28 protein-coding genes are annotated in these 26,124 nt (G+C 63.2%); 17 read left to right on the plus strand and 11 right to left on the minus strand.

The features are described from left to right. Positions 1–154 precede the first annotated feature (154 nt). From J4G43_RS28325 to J4G43_RS28355, 7 genes are all read left to right on the plus strand, one after another. The gene (locus J4G43_RS28325; RefSeq protein ID WP_085404690.1) at positions 155–916 is read left to right on the plus strand and encodes an outer membrane protein; all 762 of its coding nucleotides are present in this window, start codon (positions 155–157) and stop codon (positions 914–916) included. A 233-nt stretch (positions 917–1,149) separates the two neighbouring features. Further along, on the plus strand, positions 1,150–1,839 hold the full coding sequence (locus J4G43_RS28330) for an outer membrane protein (protein ID WP_208086987.1): 690 nt from the start codon (positions 1,150–1,152) through the stop codon (positions 1,837–1,839). Between the two features lie 223 nt (positions 1,840–2,062). Next, positions 2,063–2,809 (plus strand): outer membrane protein, encoded by a 747-nt coding sequence (locus J4G43_RS28335; RefSeq protein WP_208086988.1) that lies wholly within the window; start codon positions 2,063–2,065, stop codon positions 2,807–2,809. Positions 2,810–3,038: 229 nt separating this feature from the next. Next, positions 3,039–3,764: an outer membrane protein gene (locus J4G43_RS28340; protein WP_225005169.1), complete on the plus strand. Its 726-nt coding sequence runs from the start codon at positions 3,039–3,041 to the stop codon at positions 3,762–3,764. Positions 3,765–3,909: 145 nt separating this feature from the next. Beyond that, positions 3,910–4,668 carry an outer membrane protein gene (locus J4G43_RS28345; RefSeq protein WP_208086989.1) on the plus strand — a complete coding sequence of 253 codons (759 nt, stop codon included), beginning with the start codon at positions 3,910–3,912 and terminating at the stop codon, positions 4,666–4,668. A gap of 303 nt (positions 4,669–4,971) precedes the next feature. Next, positions 4,972–7,950, plus strand: a complete 2,979-nt coding sequence (uvrA, locus tag J4G43_RS28350; protein ID WP_208086990.1) for an excinuclease ABC subunit UvrA — start codon at positions 4,972–4,974, stop codon at positions 7,948–7,950. 45 nt (positions 7,951–7,995) lie between these two features. Then, entirely contained in the window at positions 7,996–8,328 is a 333-nt protein-coding gene (locus tag J4G43_RS28355; protein ID WP_208086991.1) for a hypothetical protein, read from the plus strand. A gap of 63 nt (positions 8,329–8,391) precedes the next feature. On the opposite strand, the gene J4G43_RS28360 is transcribed toward J4G43_RS28355, so the two are convergent. Continuing rightward, on the minus strand, positions 8,392–8,502 hold the full coding sequence (locus tag J4G43_RS28360; protein WP_225005170.1) for a DUF433 domain-containing protein: 111 nt from the start codon (positions 8,500–8,502) through the stop codon (positions 8,392–8,394). A 74-nt stretch (positions 8,503–8,576) separates the two neighbouring features. On the opposite strand from J4G43_RS28360, the gene J4G43_RS28365 reads away from it, so the two are divergent. Together J4G43_RS28365 and J4G43_RS28370 are read left to right on the plus strand one after the other, a co-directional pair. After that, positions 8,577–9,218 (plus strand): HAD-IA family hydrolase, encoded by a 642-nt coding sequence (locus J4G43_RS28365; protein ID WP_208086992.1) that lies wholly within the window; start codon positions 8,577–8,579, stop codon positions 9,216–9,218. A 35-nt stretch (positions 9,219–9,253) separates the two neighbouring features. After that, positions 9,254–10,180 (plus strand): nucleoside hydrolase, encoded by a 927-nt coding sequence (locus tag J4G43_RS28370; protein ID WP_208086993.1) that lies wholly within the window; start codon positions 9,254–9,256, stop codon positions 10,178–10,180. Positions 10,181–10,306: 126 nt separating this feature from the next. Here the strand turns inward: J4G43_RS28370 and J4G43_RS28375 are convergent, their stop codons facing one another. From J4G43_RS28375 to J4G43_RS28385, 3 genes are all read right to left on the minus strand, one after another. Beyond that, positions 10,307–11,260, minus strand: a complete 954-nt coding sequence (locus J4G43_RS28375) for a YVTN family beta-propeller repeat protein (RefSeq protein ID WP_208086994.1) — start codon at positions 11,258–11,260, stop codon at positions 10,307–10,309. 2 nt (positions 11,261–11,262) lie between these two features. Further along, on the minus strand, positions 11,263–11,832 hold the full coding sequence (locus J4G43_RS28380; RefSeq protein WP_063983150.1) for an SRPBCC family protein: 570 nt from the start codon (positions 11,830–11,832) through the stop codon (positions 11,263–11,265). Positions 11,833–12,681: 849 nt separating this feature from the next. After that, the gene (locus J4G43_RS28385) at positions 12,682–13,449 is read right to left on the minus strand and encodes an AAA family ATPase (RefSeq protein ID WP_208086995.1); all 768 of its coding nucleotides are present in this window, start codon (positions 13,447–13,449) and stop codon (positions 12,682–12,684) included. 265 nt (positions 13,450–13,714) lie between these two features. Here J4G43_RS28385 and J4G43_RS28390 point away from each other — a divergent pair, with 265 nt between their 5' ends. Then, complete coding sequence (locus J4G43_RS28390; RefSeq protein ID WP_208086996.1) at positions 13,715–15,787, plus strand: DUF1217 domain-containing protein; 2,073 nt, start codon at positions 13,715–13,717, stop codon at positions 15,785–15,787. Positions 15,788–15,803: 16 nt separating this feature from the next. Here J4G43_RS28390 and J4G43_RS28395 read toward each other — a convergent pair whose 3' ends face one another. The 3 genes from J4G43_RS28395 to J4G43_RS28405 all read right to left on the minus strand — a co-directional run bounded on the left by J4G43_RS28395 (position 15,804) and on the right by J4G43_RS28405 (position 18,884). Then, entirely contained in the window at positions 15,804–16,664 is an 861-nt protein-coding gene (locus tag J4G43_RS28395; protein WP_208086997.1) for a PCC domain-containing protein, read from the minus strand. 9 nt (positions 16,665–16,673) lie between these two features. Then, a complete protein-coding gene (locus J4G43_RS28400) occupies positions 16,674–18,281 on the minus strand; it encodes an acyl-CoA synthetase (protein ID WP_208086998.1) in 1,608 nt (535 codons plus the stop codon). 105 nt (positions 18,282–18,386) lie between these two features. Next, on the minus strand, positions 18,387–18,884 hold the full coding sequence (locus J4G43_RS28405; protein ID WP_208086999.1) for a hypothetical protein: 498 nt from the start codon (positions 18,882–18,884) through the stop codon (positions 18,387–18,389). 94 nt (positions 18,885–18,978) lie between these two features. On the opposite strand from J4G43_RS28405, the gene J4G43_RS28410 reads away from it, so the two are divergent. From J4G43_RS28410 to J4G43_RS28420, 3 genes are all read left to right on the plus strand, one after another. Beyond that, complete coding sequence (locus J4G43_RS28410; protein WP_014495092.1) at positions 18,979–19,341, plus strand: hypothetical protein; 363 nt, start codon at positions 18,979–18,981, stop codon at positions 19,339–19,341. Between the two features lie 92 nt (positions 19,342–19,433). After that, complete coding sequence (locus J4G43_RS28415) at positions 19,434–19,946, plus strand: DUF3828 domain-containing protein (protein WP_208087000.1); 513 nt, start codon at positions 19,434–19,436, stop codon at positions 19,944–19,946. Positions 19,947–19,957: 11 nt separating this feature from the next. Continuing rightward, positions 19,958–20,233, plus strand: a complete 276-nt coding sequence (locus J4G43_RS28420; protein ID WP_208087001.1) for a GNAT family N-acetyltransferase — start codon at positions 19,958–19,960, stop codon at positions 20,231–20,233. Between the two features lie 49 nt (positions 20,234–20,282). Here the strand turns inward: J4G43_RS28420 and J4G43_RS28425 are convergent, their stop codons facing one another. Both J4G43_RS28425 and J4G43_RS28430 read right to left on the minus strand, forming a co-directional pair. Continuing rightward, positions 20,283–20,681, minus strand: coding sequence for an SPW repeat protein (locus J4G43_RS28425; RefSeq protein WP_063986354.1), 399 nt, complete (start codon positions 20,679–20,681; stop codon positions 20,283–20,285). 202 nt (positions 20,682–20,883) lie between these two features. Next, a complete protein-coding gene (locus J4G43_RS28430; RefSeq protein WP_208087002.1) occupies positions 20,884–21,819 on the minus strand; it encodes a tetratricopeptide repeat protein in 936 nt (311 codons plus the stop codon). A 104-nt stretch (positions 21,820–21,923) separates the two neighbouring features. Between J4G43_RS28430 and J4G43_RS28435 the strand changes: the two genes are divergently transcribed. Continuing rightward, complete coding sequence (locus tag J4G43_RS28435) at positions 21,924–22,193, plus strand: GNAT family N-acetyltransferase (protein WP_014495087.1); 270 nt, start codon at positions 21,924–21,926, stop codon at positions 22,191–22,193. A 56-nt stretch (positions 22,194–22,249) separates the two neighbouring features. On the opposite strand, the gene J4G43_RS28440 is transcribed toward J4G43_RS28435, so the two are convergent. Beyond that, entirely contained in the window at positions 22,250–22,648 is a 399-nt protein-coding gene (locus tag J4G43_RS28440; RefSeq protein WP_028156132.1) for a DUF3597 domain-containing protein, read from the minus strand. A gap of 332 nt (positions 22,649–22,980) precedes the next feature. On the opposite strand from J4G43_RS28440, the gene J4G43_RS28445 reads away from it, so the two are divergent. Then, positions 22,981–23,889: a DUF2189 domain-containing protein gene (locus J4G43_RS28445; RefSeq protein WP_208087003.1), complete on the plus strand. Its 909-nt coding sequence runs from the start codon at positions 22,981–22,983 to the stop codon at positions 23,887–23,889. Positions 23,890–24,025: 136 nt separating this feature from the next. Then, entirely contained in the window at positions 24,026–24,850 is an 825-nt protein-coding gene (locus tag J4G43_RS28450) for a lytic murein transglycosylase (RefSeq protein WP_208087004.1), read from the plus strand. 60 nt (positions 24,851–24,910) lie between these two features. Here J4G43_RS28450 and J4G43_RS28455 read toward each other — a convergent pair whose 3' ends face one another. Then, positions 24,911–25,237, minus strand: a complete 327-nt coding sequence (locus tag J4G43_RS28455; protein WP_071913656.1) for a hypothetical protein — start codon at positions 25,235–25,237, stop codon at positions 24,911–24,913. Between the two features lie 637 nt (positions 25,238–25,874). Between J4G43_RS28455 and J4G43_RS28460 the strand changes: the two genes are divergently transcribed. After that, positions 25,875–26,027, plus strand: a complete 153-nt coding sequence (locus J4G43_RS28460; protein WP_007590701.1) for a DUF1127 domain-containing protein — start codon at positions 25,875–25,877, stop codon at positions 26,025–26,027. The last annotated feature ends 97 nt before the right edge of the window (positions 26,028–26,124 follow it).

The following is a 26,124-nucleotide window of genomic DNA, read 5'->3' on the forward strand; positions in this document are numbered from 1 at the left end:
AAGCAGTTCAGATGCCGCCCGACTGTTGCATTCCGGAGACGGACTCCGCCTCCCGCCTAAGCTACGCTTGCCGCGGAATTAGATTCTTAAGGCGTCGCGCCTGATCAGCCGCTTCGGGGACTTCGAAAAGCGGTCAGAAACTGGGGGGACTGCAATGAATAAGATTTTGATTGGTACTATTGGTGCAATCGCGTTGGGGCTGTCGGCTCCCGCAAGCGCGGCAGATCTCGCTGCGCGTCCCTACACCAAGGCTCCGGCACCGATGATCGCGACCATCTACGACTGGAGCGGCTTCTACATCGGTATCAACGGCGGCGGCGGCACCAGCCACAAGTGCTGGGACGTCGATATCGGCGGTGGCGTTCTCGTAGGCGAAGGCTGCCACAACGCGACCGGCGGCACGGTCGGCGGCCAGGTCGGCTACCGCTGGCAGTCAGCCAACTGGGTGTTCGGCTTCGAAGGCCAGGGCAACTGGGCCGATTTCTCGGGTGACAACATCAGTGCGATCAGCGGCCTGCGCGATCGTTCGAAGATCAACGCCTTCGGCCTGATTACCGGTCAGGTCGGTTACGCCTGGAACAACGTCCTGGTCTACGTGAAGGGCGGCGGCGCCGTCGTCAGCGATCGCTACCGCAGCTTCGACGTCGCCAGCGGCCTCGAGTTCGACCGGGCCAACGAGACCCGTTGGGGCGGCACCGTGGGTGCGGGCGTCGAGTTCGGATTCGCCCCGAACTGGACCGTGGGCTTCGAGTACGACCACATCTTCCTCGGCAACCGCACCATCGGCTTCACCGGATCCGGCAATTTCGCCCCGCTCGGCGTTGCCACACGCTCCGATCGCATCAGCCAGGACGTCGATATCGGCCTCGTCCGCGTGAACTATCGCTGGGGCGGCCCGATGATCGCAAGATACTGACATCCCTCTGAAATCGCTTGGAGATCAAAGGCCGGCCTCGCGCCGGCCTTTTTGCGTGGGCAACGGGAATTATAGGTCAGTCACCGTTACGTTTTGCGATTATTGTGGCTTTTGGGAGACACAACTTGCGGCTTTGCTCGTGTAAGCACGACATCAGTTGGACCACGGCGTCCGATGTCCTTCCGAACGCACGGAAGGCAAAAACAGAAACCGGGACTGGGATTAGTTTGAAAATGAAGAAGGTTTTGTTGGCTTCGGCCTGTTTGTTCGCTCTCGCTGCTCCGGCTTCGGCCGCTGATCTCGCGGCGCGCCCCTACACCAAGGCTCCGGTGGCGGTGGCCTCGGTCTACAACTGGACCGGCTTCTACCTCGGTATCGTCGGCGGCGGCGCCTGGGAAAACGGTTCCGGCGACCCGAAGATGAATGGTGGCTTCGTCGGCGGCACCGCCGGCTACAACTGGCAGACCGGCAACGTCGTGTTCGGCGTCGAGGCTGATGGTTCCTGGGCTGACGTCAGCGCTTCGGCGACCGGCGCCACTGTTGTTCCCGGATTCGGCGTTGTGACCGCAACGGCGAGCTCGAAGACCGATGCCATGGGCACCGTGCGCGGCCGTATCGGCTACGCCGTCAATCAGGTCCTGTTCTACGGCACCGGCGGCTACGCCTGGATCGACAACAAGATCACCCTCTCCGCTCTCGGCCTGACCGCATCGGACAGCAAGTGGCACTCCGGCTGGACCGTCGGCGCGGGCGTCGAGGCGTTCTTCGCTCCGCAGTGGTCGGTCAAGGGCGAGTACCTCTATCGCAGCCTCGGCGGCGAGACCTACTTCTCGGGCGCCCTGCCCACCGGCACGCTCAACTTCCACACCGTGCAGGTCGGCGTGAACTATCACTTCGGGGGCCCGGTGGTCGCGAAGTACTGAGCTTCGCTTCCAACGCACCGCGTTACGAAAGGCCGGCCTTGCGCCGGCCTTTTTGTTTTCGCGCGTCCAGATCCAGGCCAACCGATTCCCAACGTTTTCGGGGAAAGCTGTGGTATCCCGGCGACACAACCTTCGGCTTCAATGGTGTAGAGCAATGACATCGGTTGGGTCATTGGGTCGGCCGTTTTTGGTCGACAAAGAGAAACGAAACTGGGGAATTGAAATGAAGAAGGTTTTGCTGGCCTCGGCCAGTCTGTTCGCACTCAGCGCGTTGGCTCCCGCCTCGGCGGCCGATTTGGCGGCCCGCCCCTACACCAAGGCGCCCATTGCTGTGGCCTCGATCTACAACTGGAGCGGGTTCTACCTCGGCATCAACGGCGGCGGCGCTTCGAGCCGCAACTGCTGGGATGTCAACAATATCTTCGGCGTTGCGGGTCCGGACACGGCTGAAGGCTGTCACAATGCGACAGGCGGCGTCGTCGGTGGCCAGGTCGGTTATCGCTGGCAGTCGGCCAGCTGGGTGTTCGGCCTTGAAGCCCAGGGCGACTGGGCCAATCTGAAGGGCTCGAATACGAGCGTGGCGCTTGCTCCGCTGGTCAACGAGACCAAGATCGACGCGATCGGCCTGTTCACCGGCCAGGTCGGCTATGCCTGGAACAATGTGCTCTGGTACGTGAAGGGTGGCGCGGCGGTCACGCATGCCAAGTACAACGGCACGGTCGTCGGCGTGGTCCTCGACAGCGCAAGCGAGACGCGCTGGGGCGGCGCGGTCGGCACCGGCCTCGAATTCGGCTTCGCGCCGAACTGGTCCGTTGCGATCGAATACGACCATCTGTTCATGGGCAAGCGCAACAACTCGTTCACGATTCTCGGCATCAACGACCGCATCGACCGTATCAAGCAGGACGTCGATATGGGCACGGTCCGCGTGAACTACACCTTCGGCGGCCCGGTTGTGGCGAAGTACTGACCTTCGCCATCAACGCCCATCGCGTTACGAAAGGCCGGCTTTGCGCCGGCCTTTTTGTTTTCGCGCGCACGGCGCGAGCGCTTGCGGACAAGTTCCATTTTTCGGCGCGCTGTGACCCTCCGGTGACAGACTGTCGCACCTCGAAGGTTGTATCGAAGATCGCAACAACTTTGGCCTTGGGGGGTCCGTCTTGAACAAGTTTATGCTTGCCGCCGCCGGCATAGTCGCGATGACCACGTCCGTTTCGGCGGCCGACCTGGCGGCGAGCCCCTACACCAAAGCTCCTGCCCCGATGATCGCCGCGGTCTACGATTGGAGCGGCTTCTACATCGGCGCCAACGGTGGTGGCGGCTGGAGCCATAATTGCTGGGACATCGTCACCAACATCCTCGGTGCGCCGGTCACTCCCCCCGCATCGGAGGGCTGCCACACCGCGACCGGCGGCGTGGCCGGCGGCCAGGCCGGCTTTCGCTGGCAGAGCGCGTCGTGGGTGTTCGGCGTGGAAGGCCAGGGCGACTGGGCTCACCTTAGCGGCTCCAATGGACCGAGCCTGGCTGCCGGCGGCGTCGGCTCTGACCGCTCGAAGATCAACGCCTTCGGCCTCGTGACCGGCCAGGTCGGCTACGCCTGGAGCAATGTGCTGTTCTACGCGAAGGGTGGTGCGATGGTTGTGAGCGACAAATACGAGGGCTTCACCACCGCCACCGGCTTCGTGTTCGACAGGGCGAATGAAACGCGCTGGGGCGGAGCGATTGGTGCTGGCCTCGATTTCGGCGTAACGCCCAACATCGTGGTCGGCGTCGATTATGTGCACGGCTTCATGGGATCGCGCGACAACCGCTTTACGTTCAACAACGGCACGTTCTCGCGCGCCGATCGGATCCGCCAGGACGTTGACATTGCAACGGCCCGCGTCAGTTACAGGTTCGGCGGCCCCCTCATCGCCAAATACTGATCTTCGCCTCCGACGCCATCGCGTTACGAAAGGCCGGCCTTGCGCCGGCCTTTTTGTTTTCGCGCGAGGGTGCACCCAACCGTCTTGGAGTCGTGAGGCGCGCGCAAGGCGTCCGCGAATGGCTTTGGCGAGTTGGGGACGTGACATGAAGACGTGGATGCTGGCTGCGGTCAGCCTGTTCGCACTCGGCGCGGTCGCGCCGGCTACCGCCGCCGATCTCCCGATCTACAAGGCGCCGGCGGCCGCCATTCCCGTCTATGACTGGAGCGGCATCTATGCCGGCATCAACGGCGGCGGCGGCTTGGCCCATGCCTGCTGGGGCGTGACCCGCGCGCTCGGCATCGCTGTCGATCCGGCCGTTGGCGAAGGCTGTCACAATGCGGGCGGTGGCACAGTCGGCGGACAACTCGGCTATCGCTGGCAGAAGTCGCGCTGGGTGTTCGGCATCGAGGGCCAGGGCAACTGGGCCGACTTCAAGGGCAGCAATGTCAGCGTGGCGTTGGCGCCGATCACGAACCAGACCAAGATCGACAGCTTCGGTCTCTTCACCGGCCAACTCGGCTACGCCGTGAACAATCTGCTGCTCTACGGCAAGGCCGGCGCAGCCGTGGCCCACGACAAATACGACACCTTCTTTCCGGGCGCGCCAGCGGCGGCGACGTTCAACAGCGTCAACCAGACCCGCTGGGGCTACGCGATCGGCATCGGCGTGGAATGGGGCTTTGCCGAGAACTGGTCGGTCGGCGGCGAGTACAACCATGTCTTCCTCGGCCATCACAGCGCTGACTTCGCAACGCTCATCGGCGGCTTCGCCCCGCGCACCGACCGGATCGGCCAGGATATCGACATGGGCCTGATCCGCATCAATTACCGCTGGGGCGGCCCGGTCGTCGCCAAATACTGAGACAAAGCTTCCCTCAGGAACCTCCAAGTCCTGATCACGTGCGGATTGCCCCAAATCCGCATTCAAAGGCGAACGAAGGGCTGGCCTCGCGCTGGCCCTTCGCATGTTCCGGGCGCCCCGCTCCTGCCAGATGCCGCCAGCGCGCCAACAATCCGTTGACGATTCGCACACGCCACTGGAAATCCGTCCCCGTTCTTCCTACGTTCGCTGCCATACCCATCGGCGCCGATCCCGGTTCCGGGCGATGCGCGCCTTTTTTGTTGGCGCGATCGCGCACCTTTGGATTCCTTGAGGGCAACTCGGATGGATGAAGTGATCAAGGCGAAGCGCCAACAGCAGAACGCGGGATCCAGCCTGCGCGCAATTACGATCCGTGGCGCGCGCGAGCACAACCTCAAGAATGTCGACGTCGAGATCCCCCGCGACAAGCTGGTGGTGTTCACGGGGCTATCCGGCTCCGGCAAATCCTCGCTCGCCTTCGACACCATCTATGCCGAGGGCCAGCGCCGCTACGTCGAATCGCTGTCGGCCTATGCGCGTCAGTTCCTGGAGATGATGCAAAAGCCTGATGTCGACCAGATCGACGGCCTGTCGCCGGCGATCTCGATCGAGCAGAAGACGACGTCGAAGAACCCGCGCTCGACCGTCGGCACCGTCACCGAGATTTACGACTACATGCGCCTGCTCTGGGCGCGCGTCGGCGTGCCCTATTCGCCCGCCACGGGTCTGCCGATCGAGAGCCAGACCGTCTCGCAGATGGTCGACCGCGTGCTGGCGCTGCCCGAAGGCACCCGCCTCTATCTGCTCGCCCCCGTCGTCCGCGGCCGCAAGGGCGAGTACCGCAAGGAGCTCGCCGAATGGCTCAAGAAGGGCTTTCAGCGCGTCAAGATCGACGGCACCTTCCATGAGCTCGCGGAGGCGCCGACGCTCGACAAGAAATTTCCGCACGACATCGACGTCGTGGTCGACCGCATCGTGGTGCGCGCCGACATCGGCCAGCGCCTCGCCGAAAGCTTTGAGACCGCGCTGAAGCTCGCGGAGGGCCTCGCCGTCGTCGAGTTCGCCGATGCGCCTGCAGCGGCTGCACAAGCCGAAGAAAAGAAGAAGACCGCAAAAATTCACGACAAGAGCGGACCCGAGCGCATCCTGTTCTCCGAAAAATTCGCTTGCCCCGTCTCCGGCTTCACGATTCCGGAGATCGAGCCGCGCCTGTTCTCGTTCAACAATCCCTACGGCGCCTGCCCGGCCTGCGGCGGCCTCGGCGTCGAGCAGCATGTCGACGAAGACCTCGTCATCCCCGACAAGGAGCTCCCCATCGGTAAGGGCGCGATCGCGCCCTGGGCCAAGTCGTCGTCGCCTTACTATATTCAGACGCTGACCGCGCTCGGCAAGCACTACAAGTTCACGCTGACCACCAAATGGAAGGATCTGCCGAAGAAGACGCAGAACGCGATCCTCCTTGGCTCGGGCGAGGACGAGATCAAGTTCTCCTACGAGGACGGCGTCCGCTCCTACGACACCAAGAAGCCGTTCGAGGGCGTCATCACCAACATCAACCGCCGCTATCGCGAGACCGAGAGCGAGTGGGCGCGCGAGGAGCTCGCAAAGTATTTCCACGACGTCCCCTGCGAGGGCTGCAAGGGTTTCCGGCTGAAGCCCGAGGCGCTCTGCGTCAAGATCGGCGGCAAGCATATCGGCGAGATCTCGGAGCTGTCGGTCAGGAAGGCCGGCGAATGGTTCGAGACCGTGCCCGAAGCGCTGAACACGCAGCAGAACGAGATCGCCGGCCGCATCCTCAAGGAGATCCGCGAGCGCCTCACCTTCCTGCTCGACGTCGGCCTCAACTACCTCACTCTGTCCCGCTCCTCCGGCACGCTGTCCGGCGGCGAGAGCCAGCGCATCCGCCTCGCCTCGCAGATCGGCTCGGGACTGACTGGCGTGCTCTACGTGCTGGACGAGCCCTCGATCGGCCTGCACCAGCGCGACAACGCCCGCCTGCTCGATACGCTGAAGCGCCTGCGCGACCTCGGCAACACCGTGATCGTGGTCGAGCATGACGAGGACGCGATCCTGCTTGCCGACTACGTCCTCGACATCGGGCCCGGCGCCGGCATGCACGGCGGCAACATCGTCGCCGAAGGCACGCCCGCCGAGATCATGCGCAACCCGAAATCGCTCACCGGCAAATATCTCACCGGCGAGCTCGAGGTCGAGGTGCCGGAGCGGCGGCCGCCGAACCATCGCCGCACCATCAAGGTGGTCAACGCGCGTGGCAATAACCTCAAGAACGTCACGGCCGAGATTCCGCTCGGCCTGTTCACGGCCGTCACCGGCGTCTCCGGCGGCGGCAAGTCGACGCTGCTGATCGACACGCTCTACAAGGCCATCGCCCGCAAGCTGAACAACGCCAGCGAAGGCGCCGCCCCCCACGATCGCATCGAGGGCCTCGAGCACATCGACAAGATCATCGACATCGACCAGTCGCCGATCGGCCGCACGCCACGTTCGAACCCCGCGACCTACACCGGCGCCTTCACGCCGATCCGCGAATGGTTCGCCGGCCTGCCCGAGGCGAAGGCGCGCGGCTACGAGCCCGGCCGCTTCTCCTTCAACGTCAAGGGCGGCCGCTGCGAGGCCTGCCAGGGCGACGGCGTCATCAAGATCGAGATGCACTTCCTGCCCGACGTCTACGTCACCTGCGACGTCTGCAAGGGCAAGCGCTACAACCGCGAGACGCTCGAGGTCCTGTTCAAGGGCAAGAGCATCGCCGACGTGCTCGACATGACCGTCGAGGAAGCCGCCGACTTCTTCAAGGCGGTGCCGCGCGTGCGCGAGACCTTCCAGACCCTGCACCGCGTCGGCCTCGACTACATCCATGTCGGCCAGCAGGCGACGACCCTGTCGGGCGGCGAAGCCCAGCGCGTCAAGCTTGCAAAGGAACTGTCCAAGCGCGCCACTGGCCGCACACTCTACATCCTGGACGAGCCGACCACCGGCCTGCATTTCCACGACGTCAAGAAGCTGCTTGAGGTGCTGCACGAGCTGGTCGCACAGGGCAACACGGTCGTCGTCATCGAGCACAATCTCGAAGTCATCAAGACCGCCGACTGGGTCATCGACCTCGGCCCCGAAGGCGGCGACGGTGGCGGCGAAATCGTCGCCTGGGGCCCGCCGGAGGATATCGCCAAGGCGCCGCGGAGCTATACGGGGAAGTTTTTGGAGCCGGTGCTGAAGAAGGCGCGGAAGCCGAAGCGGCGGAGCACGAGCGAGGCGGCGGAGTAGAATTCACTCTGCCTCGTCCGCGGGATCATCGGGGAAAGTCTGCAAGTGTCCGCGATGCCCAGCCGCACCTACAAGCTCTTCCGCAAGGCAATCCTTGCCGAGCAGCAGGTAACCTGCATCTACGAGGGGCGTTATCGCGAGCTCTGCCCCCACATCATCGGCACCAACAAGATGGGTGAGGAAGCCGTCCTCGCCTGGCAATTTGGCGGCGAGAGCAGCGGACCGCTGCCGCAATGGCGATGCCTGAAGCTCGCCAATATCACCAACGCCCGCACGCGCGATGGCCACTGGCACGAGGGCGGCTCTCACCGGACTACGCAGACCTGCGTCAGCAACATCGATCTCGACATCAATGTTCACGTGCGCAAATTGCGGTGACACACTCTGCCACGCATTCGTTCACGAGCCAGAGCGGGTATTCCGAGATGATGGCCTTGGTCGTCATGCCAGCCCCAGCTCCCGCAACACCAATTCGACCGGCACACGCGTCCCACGGATAACGAGCTTGCCATCCATGATCGCAGGGTTGATTTCAATGCGCTCGTGTCGCATGACTGTCCTCGAATTCTCCTGAAATAATAGCACGCCACATCACGTTTTTCAGCGAACTCCAAAACCCTCCTCAAATGCCCTACTCCCTCGCCATCTTCGACCTCGACGGCACGCTGGCCGACAGCTTTCCGTGGTTTCGGCGCACCATCAACGACATCGCCGATCGCTTTGGGTTTCGCCGCGTTGCGGATGAGGATGTCGAGGGGCTGCGGCATGCCTCGACGCGCGAGATCCTGAGCCGGCTCGAGGTGCCGCTGTGGAAGCTGCCGGCGATCGCGCGGCATGCACGGCGGTTGAAGGCGGAAGCATCGGCGGAGATTGCGCTGTTTCCTGGCGTCGAGCCTATGCTGCGGACGCTCACCGATAACGGTGTGCAGCTGGCGCTCGTGAGCTCCGACAGTGAGGCCAATGCGCGACAGAAGCTGGGTGACGCCGCCGCGCTGTTCTCGCATTTCGACTGCGCCGCCTCAGTATTCGGCAAGCCGGCCAAATTTCGCCGCGTGATCCGGCGCGCCGGTGTCGTCCCGGCAGAGGTCATTTCAATCGGCGACGAGGTCCGCGATATCGAGGCGGCGCGCGCGGTGGGGATTGCCTGCGGCGCGGTGAGTTGGGGCTATGCCGCGCCGGCGGCGCTGCGGGCGCTTGCGCCCGATCACATGTTCGCGCAGATGGATGAGATCGCAGACGTGGTCTGCCCGATTTCGCTCAAGGCCTGATCCGCAATCGGCACGCCCGGTCCAAGGAGACGGTGATGACACTCTCGGACGCAGCCCGCCTCAAACTCCTGGAGCCGCCGGTCGGCAAGGTGCGCGTGGTCCTCGACACCGACACCTACAACGAGATCGACGATCAGTTCGCGCTGGTGCAGATGCTGCTATCGAAGGACCGGTTCGACGTCGAGGCGATCTACGCCGCGCCGTTGTTCAACACGCGCGCCGACAGTCCCGGCCACGGCATGGAGCTGAGCTACCAGGAAATCCTTCGCCTGCTGGAGCGCCTCGACGTCGCGCCGGACGGCCTCGTCCATCGCGGCGTCACCGACTATGTCGGCCCCGGCAAGACGGCGCAAGCGGCCCCCGCCGTCAACGACCTTGTGGCCCGGGCGCACGCAGGCTCCCCTGACAATCCGCTCTACGTCATTGCCATCGGCGCCATCAGCAATATCGCCTCGGCGCTGCTCAAGGCCCCCGACATCATCGACCGCGTGGTCGTGGTCTGGCTTGGCGGTCACGCGCTGGAATGGCCGCACACGATCGAGTTCAACCTCAAGCAGGACGTCGGCGGCGCGCAGGTGCTGTTCGACAGCGGCGTGCCGCTCGTGCTCGTGCCCTGCAAGGGCGTCACCTCGCACCTTCACAGCACGGTGCCGGAGATCGAGCGCTACGTCGAACCACATGGCAGCATCGGCGCGTTCCTCGCCATGCGCTTCAAGGACTATTCGTCCGACCATCTGGGTTGGGCCAAGGAGATCTGGGACATGGCGCCGGTCGGCTGGCTTCTCAATCCCGATTGGGCGCCGAGCGTGATCATCCCGGCCCCGGTTCTCACGGATCAGATCACGTGGAGCGTCGACCGCCGGCGGCATCCGATCCGCTACGTGACCTATGTGGATCGCAACCCGATCCTGAAGGACTTTTTCCTGAAGTTGAAAGCGTTTGCCGCGCCGAAGGTGCCGTAGGGTGGGCAAAGCGACTTGTCCACCGTAGCTCGAAGAGCGAAGGCGGAAGCGTGCCCACCATTGCGTGCCGAGGCAGCGGAGAGATGGTGGGCACGGCGCGCTGCGCCTTTGCCCACCCTACGCCCCCTACTCCGTCCGCCTGAGAAACGCGCCGAACGCGCGCGGGCCGTCGCCGGTCTTGACCTCGCCAATCACCTTCAGCTCGGTGGCATCGATGATGCTCAATGTGTTGCTCTCCCAGCAGGCGACGATGATGCGCTTGCCGTCGGCGGTCGCATTGATGCCTTCGGGATAGTCGCCGACATTGATCCGCTTGACCGGCTTCAGCGTCGCCAGGTCGAACACGCTGACGGTGCCGCCATACTGGTCGGTGACGAAGCCGCGCCCTTGCGTCAGCGCTACCGCATAGGGACGCATCCCGACCGGCACGCGGCCGATCTCGTGGCTCGCGGCGATGTCGATCACCGAGACGTCGTTGGAGCCGACATTGGCGGTGTAGGCGCGTTTTCCCTCGGCATCGATGGTGACGCCGAACGGACGGGTGCCGACCTTGATAATCGCCCTGCGCTCACGCGTCGCGGTATCGACCACCGAGACGCTGTCGTCGTCGCGGTCCGCCGAGAGCAGCAGCCTGCCATCAGGCGTCACAGCAAGGCCGGACGGGGATGCGCCGACCGCGATGCTGGCCGTGATACTGCGCGAGGCCGTATCGATCACCCGCACCGCCGCCGCATACCAGTCCGCGACGTAGACCGTCTTGCCATCGGGCGTCACGGCAATGCCGAGCGGCCCGCCGCCGACCTCGATCCGCCCCGAGACCTGCCGCGTTGCGGCGTCGACCACGGTCACCGCCTTGGCGTCGGGGCTCGTCACATAGGCAAAGCGCCCGTCCGCGCTGACGGCCACGCCGGCCGGCTTGCCCCCGATCGGGATGGTCGCGACGCTGCGCGATGTCGCGAGGTCCACGACCATCAGATCGTCGCTGAGCTGGTTGGTGACGAATGCCTCTTCGGCGGACGCGCCGCCAATACTGGCAGCGCAGAGGCTGGCGGCGAGCGCCGCCAGGATCCCCGCCCGCACGGTCAGCTTCCGCTCTCGATCTTCTTCTTCAGCGCTTCGAGCCCAGCCTGATAGAGCCCCTTCACCGCCTTCACCGCGGCCTCGTCGCTCAGCTCAGGCGGCGGATCGTTGTTGGGGAAGCCGCGGTAGAACGCGCCCGCCCATTCCAGCGTCGCGCCCTTGCCGTCGGCGCTCGGCGTCACCGTCAGCGTCGAGGAATAATTGGTGACCGGCAGCACCTTCACGTCCACCTTGGTGATCCGGTAGGAATAGGTCATCGCGGCAGCGTCGAACTTGTAGAGTTCCTCATCGACGGTGGCGCCTCCCGTCAGGGTCAGCCGCCGCGTCGCTTCGATCTCATTGCCCTTCTCGCCCTCGGTCTTGGTAACAGGCGGGAGCCAGCTCATGTCCTGGAAATTGCCGATCGCGGCCCACACCTTGGCCGGCGGCGCATTGATCTCGATGGATTCGCGCACCTTCTGCCGGGTCGGCCCATGTGCCCAGGCCGGGCCAAACGCCGCCGTCAAAGCCACCGCGCCCGCGGCAGTCAGCACCGCGCCCATGACCATGCGCCGTCCAATCGTCACCCTCATCTCGTTTCCTCATGCGTCTCGTGGATCGTGCGCGACTTGAGGCGCGCTGAGATCATGGTAGCGCATTTTGCGGCCGAGGGGAGACCTGTTCGTGGCGGCGTTGCGGCGCGCGCTCGCGCGTCCCACAACCACCCATTGCGCTGCCCGGCGAGCAAAACACCCAATGGGCGGGTCAACCACACCACGCAGAAATAATTCTCTTTATCCGTATTTCGGATTATCGTATAGAAAGCCACCCCGAGCCGAGGGGCGTTATCGCGATCGTCACGACACGCGGGATGGGACGTGGTGGACGCAGCCAGCATCGGCGCGAAGGTGGTTTGCAGGGCGGGCAACCGTGAGCGAACGCCGCGCGCACACGACCGGTGCAGCCTGTGTACGGTAAAACCGTGCCGTCCTGGCGCCCGGAGCCTGTGCGCCAAGTCTTGCGGTGATGTGGCGGCCCGACCGGGCGCGCACATCGGTCATCCGCAAGGTGACGGGGGCAATAGTGCATCGCTCCCCGGGGAGAGCTCGGCATAAGCCGTAAAACCACTGCGCAGGGAAGGCCGGATGTTTGGCTTCACCTGTATGCCACTGTGCAAACTTCGTAGCGCAATTTCCGCACAGTGGACCGCGGGTGCCAGCCGGCACCCGGCCTTCCCTGCGCCCTCGGCACTTTTGGGGGCGGTGACCACAGCAAAGCTCGGGCGCAGTAGGCCGCGAGAACGAGAAGCCGCGTGTGCGATCTGGATAGGATGCGAGATGAATTCAGCTCTCGTGCCCCGGACGCAGCGCAGCGCCCCTTCGGCGATGCGCTGCAGAGCCGGGGCCCATGCATCAGCGAGTGCCGTGGGAGCGCGCCCTCGCCTACTCCGCCAGTGTCGCCTCCACGAACCCGCGCGGATCGTCACAGAATTCGCGCATCACCCGGTAATAATCGGTTTGCTCCACCGTCGTCGGCTCCAGGCCGTATTTGCCCAACCGCAACAGTCTCGCGTTTGGATAGGCCATCAGCAGAGGCGCATGGGTTGCCATGATGACCTGGCAGATGCGGGACTCGTCCATGCGTCGCAAGAGCTTCAGGAATTCGATCTGACGCGCCGGCGACAGCGCCGATTCCGGTTCGTCGAAGATGAAGATGCCCTGGCGCTGGCAGCGCTCTTCGAAGAAGCGCAGAAAACCTTCGCCATGGGAATGCGACAGGAAGTCGGGGCCGGCCTGGCCGGCATCACGTGCGGCCTTGTCGAGATATCGCGCCACCGAGAAAAAACTCTCGGCGCGAAAAAACCAGCCGTTGGTGATCTTCGGCAGCCAGCTTGCGCGCAAAGCCCTGGAGAGCTGGCCGCCCATCTTCTCCCGCGCTTCGGAATGGTCGACGGGCATGTAGCCCTTGCCTCCACCCGCATCGTCGTAGCCGGCAAGCGCTGCGATACCCTCGAGGATCGTCGACTTCCCGGTGCCATTCTCTCCGACGACGATCGTGACGGCGGCGTCGAAGTTGAGCTCGAAATCATCCGGAAAAATGGGCAGGCAAAACGGATAAGCCTCGCGATCGCGAACTTGCGACGGATCGAGCCAGACCCGCTTCAGATACGGCGCCGGCAGGTTGATGGTGCGATTGCTTCGTCGGCTCATGCTCTGCTTCCAACCCACTCCGGTCGATATTTCGACTGGAACATATCAGGAACACAATCCTCGCGAAAGCAGCACCTGAGAAACATACAGCAACAAAACCCGGCACGCGTCACTTGGACGCAAATTAAAACCTAAGATTGCAGAAAAGAATCGCCTTAAGAAAACGTTGCTGCGAGACAGCTTGCTGGCATGAGGCCAGCCCCCACCCCGCGACCCGGCAATGATTGACGGAAGTCCAGGACCGTAGAGCCGCGAGGAATGCGCGATGGTATCAACGTATTTCAGCTACAACTACATTGCGCACCATCTCAAGCAGTCCCTGACGCGGGTTGAACAGCAACCCGATGTCGCGCGAGAATCCGCCTATTACAAAGCCAACATTGGCAAGGTGCGGACCGTCGATGATCTTATGAAAGATTATCGCCTGTATCATTATGCGATGAAGGCATATGGCCTGGAAGACATGGCCTACGCCAAGGCTTTCATGAAGAAGGTGCTGGAGAGCGACCTCTCCGACCCAAAGAGCTTCGTCAACAAGTTGGTAGACAAGCGCTACCGGGAGTTTGCCGCGGCATTCTCCTTCAATGGCAGTGCCACGCCAGTTGCGCAATCGGGAGACCAGACCGACGAGATGATCGGTCTGTACACGACGACCAAGAAGAGCCAGGTCGATGCGCTTGCCGTAGACTCGAATTACTACAGCGCTGAAATCGGCAAGATCAGCAGTGCAGACCAACTCCTGAACAACGACCGTCTTCGCAACTATGTCTACTCGGCATACGGGATCGATCAAAGCAAGTGGCCGGGTGACACGATAAGTCAGGTCTTGCGCAGCGATCCGTCCGATCCAAACAGCTACGTCAACACCACCTTCGCTTCTCAGTTGACCGGCCTCAATGCCCAGCTTGTTCAAGCCAAATCGGACGCCAGCGCCGCTGATCTAAAGATAACCGGTTACAAGGCCCAACTATCGCAACCGGGCGCCGACGTGACCCAGTTGAACATCCAGATCCTGGTCGAAAAAAGTCACCTGGAGTCATATACGAAAAGCATTTCTAGCCTCAGTGACCAGATAGCGACGATTGGCGGGTTTGTAGACCTGGCCGGCGCGTTCGAGTTCTCGCCCGACGGGTCGCTTCCGTCAGGCGTGTCCGCCCAGACTGCCGCAAATGTCGCGATCACGAAAAAGCGGTTCGACGACAGCAAGGCCGCCGTCTATTCGGCGGCAAGCCCGATATACGAAGCTTTGGCGATCAAGCAATTCAGAACGGACCTCAGCAAGATCAATTCAGTCCAGGCGTTCGTATCGACACCTGGCGTGTATGATTTTGCGCTGGGCGCCGTCGGCCTCGATCCCGGAATGGTCTCGAAGGCGACGATCAAGGCAGTCCTCGAAAGCGACGTCAACGACCCCAAGAGCTACGTCTATACCCTCAAGGACAATCGGTACGTAGAGCTCGCACGCGCCTTCAACTTCGACGCAAAAGGCAATCTGACGACCCCCTTGGTGGCTCAAGACTCGGCTCAGGTCCTCCAGATCGCGAGGGAATACGTCATTGCCGCGCTGAAACAGGCAAGCCCTCAGCAGGAGAAGGCAATTCGGGCACTAGCCACGAAAGATGCGACGGCTTATCAAGAGGCAATCGCAGGCATCGACAGCGTTTCCGAGCTTCTCGCAAACAGGCCGATGGTCGATTTCATTCTCTTGGCCAAGGGTTTGGACCCTAAGAAGGTCAGCACCGAATTTCTCAAGAAGATCTTCAGCTCCGACCTGAACAACCCAAAGAGCTTCGCGAACACGCAGAGCGATCCTCGCTTTGCCGAAATCGTTGCGTCGTTCAACTTCGACAGCAAGGGCAACGTCGCGCGCCTCCCGATGATGGGTCCTCAGAAGAGAGATCAATTCCGGGAAACACAGGCGAACTATCTCCAGCAAAGCCTGGAGCAGCAGCAGGGGGATACGAATCCCGGCGTACGCCTTGCGCTCTATTTCCAGCGAAAGGCGGGAGAAATCACGTCCGCATACGACATCCTTGCCGACAAGGCTCTTTCAGAGGTGTTCAGAACCACCTTCGATTTGCCTGACTCGATGGCCTCGATGCAGATCGATCAGCAAGCCAAGGTCGTGGACAAATTCATGAAGATCAAGGATCTTTCCGATCCGGCGAAGGTTGAAAAACTGTTGAGCCGGTTCTCCGCCATGTATGACGTCAGAAACGGCGAGAGCATCGGCCAGGGTCAATCTCCCTTGCTCAACCTCTTTCAAGGATCGAGCTCGGGCATATCAGGGATAAGTGAATCCACGTTCTTGGCCATCGCCAAGCTGCGTGCTCACTGATGATCGCTCGCCGGTACTAGCCCAACACCTCGAGCACCAGTTCCATGGTCATCAGCACGGGATTATCCCCACGGATCAGACGGCCCTCCGCAATGCCGCCAGTGTAGTCGATCAGGGCAATGTCGAGCGCCGCCTCCGGTGCGCCCGAACTGCCCTGTACGATCGTCCCCGCTGTCACGGCGAGCTCGGTCGCGAACGGCTCGGTCACCCCGCCATGGGTGAAGCGCGCGCCGATGGTCGAACCGACGCCGCCGTGAATCTTCGCGCGTGCGATGCCGTTAGCGCGGCAAAAGCCTTCGAGGCAGCCGGCAAAATCCTGGTTGGGCCGCAGTCGCAGCGCAAAGGCGCGGCTTGTCGTATGTGTTCCGGCGCTCGCAGCGGGCACCGGTCCGAACAGTTTGAAATTGGTCTCGGGATCGGGCTCCGCGGTGAACATCGCACCGTCGATGCCGAACGCTTCGACCTCGAACGGCTCGGCGACAACAGTCTCGTCCGGCAGCATGTGGCCGCCGCTTGCCTTGCCGTCCGCCTCCGTCCAGAACCCGTGGCAATGAAAGAACGGGGCGCCATCGCGCATTCCGAGCGTCATGCAGCCGAGTTTCGTCCGCGTCACGCCGCTGGGGCGAAAAGTGTCACTGTAGAACGCCGCGTTCTCACCTGTCTTCGACAGCGCCGGCATCACGTATGCGAATGGTCCGAGTGCAGCGCTCCCAAAATCCAGCACGCCACTGGCAAACCCCTCTGCCGCAAAACCACGCCGCGCGGCTTCGAGCAGCGGCAGACCCGCTTCGAGCCTGAACGAGAACGCGCGCCCCCTCGCCTCGACCCATTGGATGCGTTCGGCGACAGGCGCGCCCGGCTGCTTGATACTTCGCATCGCGTATGCTCAGCCCGCCTGCTTGTTGTCGAGATCGAGCAGCCCGCGCGCCTCGAGCTCATCGCGCACCATGCGCTTCGGGATCTTGCCATAGCCGGACTTCGGCAAGGCTTCCCAGAAGAAGAACCGCTTCGGCATCTTGTAGCGCGGCACCTTCTGCAGGAGGAACGCCGCCATCTCAGCTTCGCTCACCGGCGTCTCGCCTTCGCGCGCGACGCAGACGGCGACGCCGACCTCGCCCCAGGTCGCATCGGGCACGCCGAGCACGGCGACCTCGCCGACCGCGGGATGCGTCAAGATCTTCTCCTCGATCTCGCGCGGATAGATGTTGGAGCCCCCCGAGATGTACATGTCGGAGGCCCGTCCCGTGATGTAGACGAACCCCTCCTCGTCCATGTGCCCGAGGTCGCCGGTGCGGAACCAGCCGTCGCGGAACGCCTTCGCATTGGCCTCGGGGTTGTCGTAGTAGCCGGCGAGCACGGCAGGCCCGATCACGCAGATCTCGCCACTCTGGTTGGCGGCCAGCTCGCGGCCCTCGTCGTCCTGGATCGAGACCTGCATGGCCGTGCGCTCGAAGCCGCAGGTGCCGATCTTCGCATAGGGCCCGTCCTCGGGATCATGCAGCGCAGCCGGCAGCACGGTGATGTTGCCGGTGACCTCGCCGAGGCCAAAATACTGCACGATGACCTTGCCGAGCTTCTTCAGCGCGGCCTTCTGGTCCTCGCGGTACATCGGCGCGCCGGCATAGATCACGTGACGCAGCGAGGAATGATCGTATTTGTCGGCGGCCGGATGCTCGACCATCATCTTCAGGATCGTCGGCACCGTGAAGAGATTGCTGACCCGATGCGCCTCGATCAGGCGGAACGCCTCGTCGATGTCGAATTTCTCCGCCGGCAGCAGCACGGTGCATACGCCGCGGGCGGTCTGCACCAGCTGATGCACGCCGGCGCCATGCGACAGCGGCGCCACCACCAGCGACGCATCCGCTTCCGTGACGCCGGGGGTGAGATCGGCGAGATGGTTGGTGACGACAAAACCCATCTGGCCGTGGGTCAGCACCGCGGCCTTGGAGCGGCCGGTGGTGCCGGAGGTGAAGAAGAACCAGCAGGGATCGTCGTGCTCGACGGCGACGTTCGCAACGCTTGCACCGGCCTGCGAGGCCATGGCTTCCGCCATCGAGCGCTCGCCGAACGAGCCCTTGCCGTCGACGCTCCAGGTGAACTCCAGCGCACCGCCCTTCACGGCTGCAGCGTGCTCGGGAAAATCGACGTGGCACAGGAACGCCTTCGCGCCGGAGGCCTGCGCGAGATAGGTGACCTCATCCGGCATCAGGCGGAAATTGGTGGGCACCCAGACCGCACCGAGCCGGAACGCGGCGAACATCGAGAAGAACATCTCGTCGCCATTCTTGGAATGGACGAGGATGCGGTCGCCCTTGGCGATGCCGCGCGCGGCGAGTGCGGCGGCCAGCGCCGAGACCTGTGCATCGATCTCGTGCCAGGTCCAGGATTTGTCACCCCAGACGAAACCAGGACGCGACCCATGCCGCCGCGCATTCTGGGTCAGCATGTGAGCGAGATTCATGACGCGGCGGGACATGCGCAGGGGCTGCATCGGGCTTCCTCTTCGACGGCGGGCGGCGCACGAGCCGCCCGCTCCTTGCAGCCCATTTATCGCCATCGAACGCGACGTAGCAAGGCCGCCGGTCGCGCATCTGCCCTACGGCTGCTTGAACGCAAACGGCGTCGCCGTGATGGCCTTCTCCTTCCAGCAGGCCTGCGCACCGAAACCGCCGCAATAGCTGCCGTGCAGTTCGAAACGAATGGTGTGCGCCGCGCCACGCTTCATCGGCGGCGGCAAAATCCTGTAGCTGCGGACATAGCCGTCGAACACGGGGCGCACGCTGCCATCGGGCAGAGACACCAGGACGTTCATGACGCAGCCGCCGGTTCCGCAATAGGTGGTCTCGCGCTCCCCGCATTTGGTGTCGCGGAAATCGACGATGTAGTCCTCACGGCCGTCCCCGGTCAGATCGATCTTGCGCACGGTGTCCGGCGCGAAGGTCACCAGACTACCATCCTGACTGTCGCATTCCTCATTGGCGTAGCGCAACGCCTGCTGCACGGCGGGCGGATAATCGGAGGGATCGAACGGTCTTGCATCATCGGCGCGCGCAGCGGTGGTGAGCAGTGTGAGCAGGAGGATCAGATATCGCATTCGCGTTTGTCGCCGGCGCAGCCGCGACCGTTCAGGGAATTTTAAACATGATCGGCGCAACCTCAGCCAGTTCTCGCGTACAGAGTGCCGCATCATGGTCAAAGCGCCCGCCTTCCTCCTGTTGTCGCTGGCGCTCGCCGGATGTGCCGTGGCGCCTCAGGCGCACCTCTCCGCCGACCCCGCCTTCAAGCCTGCGCGCTATGCCTGGGACGGCGCCGGCGAGGATCCCAACCAGCCACGTTCCGGGGCTCCGCGTGCCACGCGCGCCGACGCCGGCTCCGAGCGCAACAGGTCGCAAGCCGGACTTCAGCCCTATTCGAAGGAATGGTGGCAGGCCCAGGACGGCATCGAGGCCGAGCAGGACGCCAAGGTCACCCGCTCCCTCGTCATCTGCCAGGGTTGCCTCCGTCCGCAGCCGCAATCTGAAGATTCCAGGCTCGCCAAAGCGACCGATTGAATCGAGCGGCCGCTCCATCGGTCTACAGAGATACGCGCTCACGCCGGCCGCTCCGGCCCTGCGGTCGCACGGCATTATCTCAGGGACATTTCATGCTCACCCGTCGGACCTTCGTCGCCGCCTCTCTGCTTGCCACCGCCTCCCCGGCATCCGCCGTGATGCCTGTCTCCAGCGATCCCGTCGCGATCCTGACCGCCATCTACACGCGCGCAGCCAAGGGCAAAGGCGATGGCGGCGCCTTCGTCATCGAGAACAAGGCGGCCAAAACAAAATATCTCTCCAGGGCGCTGGTCGCGCTGTGGGCCAAGGCGGATGCGCATACGCCGAGAGGTGACGTCGGGCCGGTCGATTTCGATCCTGTCACCAACTCGCAGGAACCGGACGTGAAATCCTTCAAGGTTGACGCGGAGAAGGTGGAGGCCGACAAGGCGACGATCGCGGTGACCATCACCGGCCACCGCAACGACCGCAAACCCGCCGACCAGATCGTGCGTTATGACTTCGTGCGCGAGGCCAACAGCTGGCGGATCGACGACATCAAGGGCTCGTCCGACGGCGAGGCCTGGTCGATCCGCAAGATGCTGGCGGACTCGTTGAAGACCTGACGGGAGACACCATGAGCGACGTCATCGATAACAAGGCCGGTCATCGCTTCGTGCTGGAGGTGGAGGGCCATCTCGCGACTGAACACTACAAGCTCGACGGCAACGTCATCACCTTCGAGCATACCGACGTGCCGAAGGAGCTCGGTGGCAAGGGCGTCGGCTCGAAGCTGGTGCAAGGCGCGCTCGACCAGGTCCGCGCGGCCGGCTTGAAACTGATCCCGCAATGTCCGTTCGTGAAGGCGTGGATCGAGAAACATCCGGAGTATGCGGATCTGGTGAAGAGCTAAGCGAGCGCAGGCCCACCGAGCGCGCGGCGGGCCTGTTCAAATCTACCGCCTATTGCCCATGCTTCAGCATATCCTGGTCACTAAGATCCCAGTCCTGCCACAGCTGGAGCACGCCGAGGATCACCGCTACCGCTCCCAGACTCGTATGGTAGATCCGGAGAAAACCTTCGCCGGAATAACCGAACACATAGGGCGAGACGATAAGCCACAGCCCGACCAGGATCGTCGCCACCTCCTGCCAGCGCTGCAACGCGACATATTCGAGCTGGCTGAGGCCGAATACGACGAGGCCGATTGCGACCGTGTTCAGGATCATCGTCTGGCGTTCGACGATCGGCGAGTGATCCTGGATGGGGAACCACGGCGATGCGACAATCAGCGCGCCGAGCAGCATCCCGCACCAATCTTCCCATGTTCGATGAGTCTTGATGAAACTAAAGTCCGACATCGTACCCTCCTCCAAAAGAGGCATACGTCAGCGGCTGGCGATCATGACACTCCGAATGTCTAGCGACCGTGCCGGCCGCATTCGGGCGTATGTCCTGTAACGAGACGTGGGGAACCGGGTGCACGATTGCAAGACGGACTGATGTTTTTTGCCAGCGAGGCGGCATTAGCGAATTATGGCTCACGCGTTGATCGAACGCTCGCTACAGAGCCCCAAGCTTCTGCAGTGCATCATGGGCGGACGGCAGGCCTGGACGCAATTCCAGCGCCTTCCGAAAATCGGCAATCGCGCCCTGCCTATCGCCGAGGCGCAGCCTGGCCTGGCCGCGGTTGTTCCAGGAGAACACGTCGGAGGGATCGTATTGCAGCGCCTTGTCGTAGTCGGCGAGGCCGCCCTTGTTGTCGCCCCGATAGAGCCGGATCATGCCGCGATTGCGCCAGCCGCGTGCGTCGGTCGGCGCGACGCGGATCGCCTCGCCGTAGTCGGCGGCGGCCCGATCGAGCTGCTCGCTGTCGCGGTAGACGTTGCCGCGGTCGATATAGGCAATCAGATCCGGTGCCAGCTTGATCCGCATGCTGTAGTCGGCGAGCGCATGCGCCGTGTCGTGCTTGCGGGCATAGACGAAGCCACGGTTGGCGTAGGCGGTGACATAGTTGGGATCGCGCTTGATCGCCGCGTCGAAATCGGCAATGGCGCCGTCGAGGTCGCCCTTGTTGAAACGAGCCTCGCCGCGATTGCTGTAGGCCTGCACCAGCGACGGATCGAGCTTGATGGCCTGGTCGTATTCGGCGATGGCGCGATCGTAATCGCGCTTGAAGCTGTAGACGCGGCCGCGATTGTTGTAGGCGCAGGCATAGCCGGGATCGAGCCGGACTGCCTCGTCGAGATCGGACAGCGCAGCGTCGAGTTCGCGTTTCTCGGTGAGCCCATGGCCGCGATTGCAATAGGCGCCGGCGAGCCTCTGCCCGCTCTCGCTCCTGGTATCGATCACGGTCGAGCAGGCTTTGATGCGCTCGTCCGGCGTGCTGGCCCGCCCGACGCAGGCCTCCCAGGCCGGACCGCCTTCGGCCGCAGCCGACACCGGCGCGGTCGAGGCGAGCGCCGCAAGCAGCGCCAAGAGGCTGAGCGGGACACGCATTTTCCGGATATCTCCCCTGCGGCAACCTCCCTTGGTCGCACCTTGGCAAGGGCCGGTTCAGGCGCCTAGATCAGAGAACACGCAGCGCTTCGAAGGGATCTGGCATGGCGGTACGGGACAACAAGGACAGGAGTCGCTTCGAGCTCGATGCGGGCAACGAAATCGCCTTCGCCAATTACCGGCTGACGCCGTCGGCCGTGATCATCACCCATACCGAGACGCCGCGCGCGCTACGCGGCCGCGGCATTGCATCCGAGCTGGTCAAGGGCGCGCTGGACTTGATCCGCCGTGACGGCAAGAAGGTGATCGCCGGCTGCGGCTTCGTCGTCGACTATCTCGACAGGCATCCGGAGGAAGCAGACCTCGTCGCCTGAATGCAAAAGGGGCCCGCGAGATCGCGGCCCCCCCTGGCTTACGACCGAGCCATCGGTCAGTGCTTGATCTCCGGCGGCAGCTTGCCGCCATTGGCGGCGAGCTTGGACATCACCTGCTTGTGCAGCCAGACGTTCATGCTCGCCGAGTCGTTCATGTCACCGCTGTAGCCGAGCTCCTTGGCGAGGTCCTTACGCGCAGCAAGGCTGGAGTCGATGTCGAGCGCCTTCATGAGGTCGACGATCGAGGTGCGCCATTCCAGCTTCTCCTTCTGGGCAGCGACCAGCTTGTCGACGATGGCCGCAACGTCAACGGTTGCCATCGGCGCGGCAGCAGGCGCCGATCCGCCCGGCGCGGCGCTGGCGGGCGCGCTACCCGAGGGTGCGCCACCTGCGGGCGCGGCGGAAGCCGGATGGCTGCCGAAGATCGCGCCCATGATTTTCCCGAAAATGCTCATGTCTTCTCCCCGAAAAGGATCCGTTGGAAGGGCCTTGAGTGGCACTTATAAACGAAGTTACTGCGTTGCGCCCGCGAAGTTCTGCGAACCGACAACCAGCATCAGCTTATCTGCGGCGAAATGACGACCGAATGACATAGTTGAGGTTGCGGTGCGGCATCGAATCTCAACCAAGCGTGTGGGACAGGACTCGGAAATGGGCGTACGCTCCACTTTCAGTTCGCGATGACGTCCGGAATTCGCGTCTGGCCGGAATCGCGAAACTCAGAAAAGCGGCCGCTTGCGCCGTTGCCGGCGCCGAATTCGGCTGCATGGCAAGGGAGCTAGCGACCATGGCCACACTCTACCCGGGCAATGTCCCCACTGTGGCCCAGCCCGCGGATGCGGCTGGACCGGTGATTCGAACCATCCAACTGTCCGATCTGCACGACGCGCTCAGGCGCGGCTGGGAAGATTTCAAGGCGGTGCCGAGCCACGCCATCATCCTCTGCGTGATCTATCCGGTGCTGGGCCTCGTGCTCGCCCGCGCGGTGATGGGCTATTCGGTGCTGCCGCTGTTGTTCCCACTGGCCGCAGGCTTCGCGCTGATCGGCCCGTTCGCCGCGCTCGGTCTCTATGAGCTCTCCAGCCGGCGCGAACGTTATGAGGAGGCCAGCGCCTGGAATGCCATGGAGGTGCTGCGCTCGCCTTCGTTCGGCGCCATGCTCGGTCTCGGCACCCTGCTGTTCGCTCTGTTCGTGACCTGGGTTGCGACCGCTCAGGCGATCTATGTCGCGGCGTTCGGCTATGAGGGCGCGACCGGGATCTCTGATTTCATGACGCGCGTGCTGACGACCCAGCAAGGCTGGTGGCTGATCGTGGTCGGCTGCGGCACCGGCTTCCTGTTTGCGCTTGCCGCGCTCTGCATCAGCGCCGTGTCGTTCTCCTTGATGCTCGACCGCCATGCCGGCGCGTTCGAGGCGATGGTGACGTCGCTGCGCGTCGTCGCCAAGAACCCGGTGCCGATGGCGGCCTGGGGCCTGTTCGTCGCGGTGCTGCTGGCGCTCGGGACGATTCCGGCGTTCCTTGGCCTTGCCGTGGTGATCCCCCTGCTCGGCCACGCCACCTGGCACCTCTACCGCAAGGTGATCGTCTCGGAGCCCGGTGCACGTCCGGTGCCGCCCCCGCCGCATCGCCCGCGCAAGCCGGCCGCCGACTTCCCCGCCAACCTCTTCCCCTGGCGCAATCGGACGGACGCCTGACGATATCGTGACATGCGATCCTGCCCGGGCTCGGCTCGGGCAGGATTGCGCGCTTGTCATACGCCTTGCTTTGGCCGCGGTTACAATCGAAATTGCGCCCGCCGGTCAGATCACTTCACGGAATCCATTTCATCTGATGACCCCGACGATTTCTCGTCTCGCTCTCGCGGCCCTCGCCCTCTCCGCGTCAATCCTAACCGCCCAGCCAGCCCTCGCCGCTGTTGCCTGCGGCTCGGGCAATTTCGACGCCTGGCTCGCGGACTTCAAAGCCGACGCCACGGCCAAGGGCGTCTCGCAGCAGGCCGTTGCCGCCGGGCTTGCCGGCGTGACGCTCGATCAGAGCGTGCTCAACCGGGACCGCTCGCAAAAAGTCTTCACCCAGACCTTCGAGGAGTTCTCCGGCCGCATGGTGCCGCCGCGCATGCAGCGCGGCTCCAACATGATGAAGCAGTACGGCTCGGTGCTGTCCCGCATCGAACAGACTTATGGCGTGCCCGGCGAGGTGCTGGTCGCGATCTGGGGTCTCGAGACCGATTTCGGCGTCAACACCGGCAAGTTCGCCACCATCCGCTCGCTGGCAACGCTGGCCTATGATTGCCGTCGCTCCGACCAGTTTCGTGCCGAGCTGCTGGATGCGCTGCGCATCGTCCAGCGCGGCGACCTCGCCCCCGCCGACATGAAGGGCGCATGGGCCGGCGAGCTCGGCCAGACCCAGTTCATGCCGTCGTCCTGGATGAAATACGCCGTCGATTTCGACGGCAATGGCAAACGCGACCTCTTGCACAACGCGCCCGACGTGCTCGCCTCCACCGCCAATTATCTCGCGGGCTACGGCTGGCAGCGCGGCAAGGATTGGCAGCCGGGCAGTCCGAATTTTACGGTATTGCAGCAGTGGAACAAGAGCGAAGTCTACTCCAAGACCGTCGCCTATTTCGCGACCCAGCTCGCACGTGCCCCTTAAATAGCGCCCGACAGGACGCGTAGGGCCGATCGCCCGGCGATCGGCCCTCTCTTGGTGCGTTTACTTCCCCATGGTGGCGTTCATCGCCTTGTTCAGGTGCGCGCCGCACACACCCATTTTGCCGTTGAGAAGCGCGTCCTGCGCAGCCGCGATCTCCTTCTGCGCCACGAACTTGCTGTCGCCGTCGGCCATGTTCTCGATCGCGGTCTCCGTCTTCTCCAGATTGGCCGAGCTGCAGCCGCCCATGGCGTGCTTGGCAGCCTGGGCCGGCGCGACGGCGAACGCGACGGCGGCAATTGCGATAACCCCGAGTAACTTCGTCATGATGTTACTTTCCTTCTCTTGTTCTTGTGACAGAACCAGCGACATTGCCGGAATCTGCGACATGACTTTCCTCCGGGCGCGGCAACTTGCCGCAATAAATTTCTCGCGAGAATTGCGTGATGTTGCGCGCGGCGCAGAGGCACCATGCGAAATTTCTGATTTTCATTACACCCTTGCAATGAACGCCACACGTTCGGCGTGTGTGCACCGCACCAAGGAGGCGGCTGCGGTCTGAAACGAGGCAGGGTGAGTTTCGGCAGGCTCCATGGCCGGTCGCCTGGTGATCCGCCAGCCCTGAGCGAGTCGGATCGGCAGGATCCGGTCGCGTGGCATCTCTCATTTAATGAATTTATATTCATCTCTATAGTTCCGCTAGCATGCGATTCGCGCATGCGAGACTTGGGTGCAGACGCTGACTGATCGCCTTGAGAACAGTTGGAACCCTACCTATTTCCATTTCACCGGTAAAGAGTGGTTGCAGTAAACACGTGAATTCACGGTGATTTACGGCAAAGCATTCCCTATTTCGCCTACCCTTTGGGCGAGAGTGCTCCCGGGTTAATCGTCCGTTACCACCGCTATGCACCTCGCGCTTAGCTGCATCGCAACATCGGAACTTTCGCACTGCACCACTCTCACATATATTCATTTCAACGATGAGGCCCGGGCAAGGGCTGAATCGAACTACAGGAGACTACCAATGCTGCTCTCGCTCATCCGCATGATCCAGGCTTTCCGGGACTATCAGCGCAATGTTGCCGAGCTGTCCCAGCTCAGCGATCGCGAACTGGCCGACATCGGCCTCGATCGCTCGGACATCCCGCGCGTTGCCGCCGGTCAGTATCAGGGCTGATTTCGTTCAGCCCTTCACCGGACGAACCGATAGCGCCCGCCTCGTGCGGGCGTTGTCGTTTCTGATGGCAGAAAACTCCATCTCGGCGATTCCACTG

Origin of the sequence: Bradyrhizobium barranii subsp. barranii, assembly GCF_017565645.3 — a bacterium.
Classification (GTDB): domain Bacteria; phylum Pseudomonadota; class Alphaproteobacteria; order Rhizobiales; family Xanthobacteraceae; genus Bradyrhizobium; species Bradyrhizobium barranii.

Bases quoted from the DNA above. Each gene is read 5' to 3' on its own strand.
- J4G43_RS28325 (WP_085404690.1), top strand. From the start codon at position 155: ATGAATAAGATTTTGATTGGTACTATTGGTGCAATCGCGTTGGGGCTG.
- J4G43_RS28330 (WP_208086987.1), top strand. From the start codon at position 1,150: ATGAAGAAGGTTTTGTTGGCTTCGGCCTGTTTGTTCGCTCTCGCTGCT.
- J4G43_RS28335 (WP_208086988.1), top strand. From the start codon at position 2,063: ATGAAGAAGGTTTTGCTGGCCTCGGCCAGTCTGTTCGCACTCAGCGCG.
- J4G43_RS28340 (WP_225005169.1), top strand. From the start codon at position 3,039: ATGACCACGTCCGTTTCGGCGGCCGACCTGGCGGCGAGCCCCTACACC.
- J4G43_RS28345 (WP_208086989.1), top strand. From the start codon at position 3,910: ATGAAGACGTGGATGCTGGCTGCGGTCAGCCTGTTCGCACTCGGCGCG.
- uvrA (WP_208086990.1), top strand. From the start codon at position 4,972: ATGGATGAAGTGATCAAGGCGAAGCGCCAACAGCAGAACGCGGGATCC.
- J4G43_RS28360 (WP_225005170.1), bottom strand. From the start codon at position 8,502: ATGCGACACGAGCGCATTGAAATCAACCCTGCGATCATGGATGGCAAG.
- J4G43_RS28365 (WP_208086992.1), top strand. From the start codon at position 8,577: ATGCCCTACTCCCTCGCCATCTTCGACCTCGACGGCACGCTGGCCGAC.
- J4G43_RS28370 (WP_208086993.1), top strand. From the start codon at position 9,254: ATGACACTCTCGGACGCAGCCCGCCTCAAACTCCTGGAGCCGCCGGTC.
- J4G43_RS28380 (WP_063983150.1), bottom strand. From the start codon at position 11,832: ATGAGGGTGACGATTGGACGGCGCATGGTCATGGGCGCGGTGCTGACT.
- J4G43_RS28385 (WP_208086995.1), bottom strand. From the start codon at position 13,449: ATGAGCCGACGAAGCAATCGCACCATCAACCTGCCGGCGCCGTATCTG.
- J4G43_RS28390 (WP_208086996.1), top strand. From the start codon at position 13,715: ATGGTATCAACGTATTTCAGCTACAACTACATTGCGCACCATCTCAAG.
- J4G43_RS28395 (WP_208086997.1), bottom strand. From the start codon at position 16,664: ATGCGAAGTATCAAGCAGCCGGGCGCGCCTGTCGCCGAACGCATCCAA.
- J4G43_RS28400 (WP_208086998.1), bottom strand. From the start codon at position 18,281: ATGCAGCCCCTGCGCATGTCCCGCCGCGTCATGAATCTCGCTCACATG.
- J4G43_RS28405 (WP_208086999.1), bottom strand. From the start codon at position 18,884: ATGCGATATCTGATCCTCCTGCTCACACTGCTCACCACCGCTGCGCGC.
- J4G43_RS28410 (WP_014495092.1), top strand. From the start codon at position 18,979: ATGGTCAAAGCGCCCGCCTTCCTCCTGTTGTCGCTGGCGCTCGCCGGA.
- J4G43_RS28415 (WP_208087000.1), top strand. From the start codon at position 19,434: ATGCTCACCCGTCGGACCTTCGTCGCCGCCTCTCTGCTTGCCACCGCC.
- J4G43_RS28420 (WP_208087001.1), top strand. From the start codon at position 19,958: ATGAGCGACGTCATCGATAACAAGGCCGGTCATCGCTTCGTGCTGGAG.
- J4G43_RS28425 (WP_063986354.1), bottom strand. From the start codon at position 20,681: ATGTCGGACTTTAGTTTCATCAAGACTCATCGAACATGGGAAGATTGG.
- J4G43_RS28430 (WP_208087002.1), bottom strand. From the start codon at position 21,819: ATGCGTGTCCCGCTCAGCCTCTTGGCGCTGCTTGCGGCGCTCGCCTCG.
- J4G43_RS28435 (WP_014495087.1), top strand. From the start codon at position 21,924: ATGGCGGTACGGGACAACAAGGACAGGAGTCGCTTCGAGCTCGATGCG.
- J4G43_RS28440 (WP_028156132.1), bottom strand. From the start codon at position 22,648: ATGAGCATTTTCGGGAAAATCATGGGCGCGATCTTCGGCAGCCATCCG.
- J4G43_RS28445 (WP_208087003.1), top strand. From the start codon at position 22,981: ATGGCCACACTCTACCCGGGCAATGTCCCCACTGTGGCCCAGCCCGCG.
- J4G43_RS28450 (WP_208087004.1), top strand. From the start codon at position 24,026: ATGACCCCGACGATTTCTCGTCTCGCTCTCGCGGCCCTCGCCCTCTCC.
- J4G43_RS28455 (WP_071913656.1), bottom strand. From the start codon at position 25,237: ATGTCGCAGATTCCGGCAATGTCGCTGGTTCTGTCACAAGAACAAGAG.
- J4G43_RS28460 (WP_007590701.1), top strand. From the start codon at position 25,875: ATGCTGCTCTCGCTCATCCGCATGATCCAGGCTTTCCGGGACTATCAG.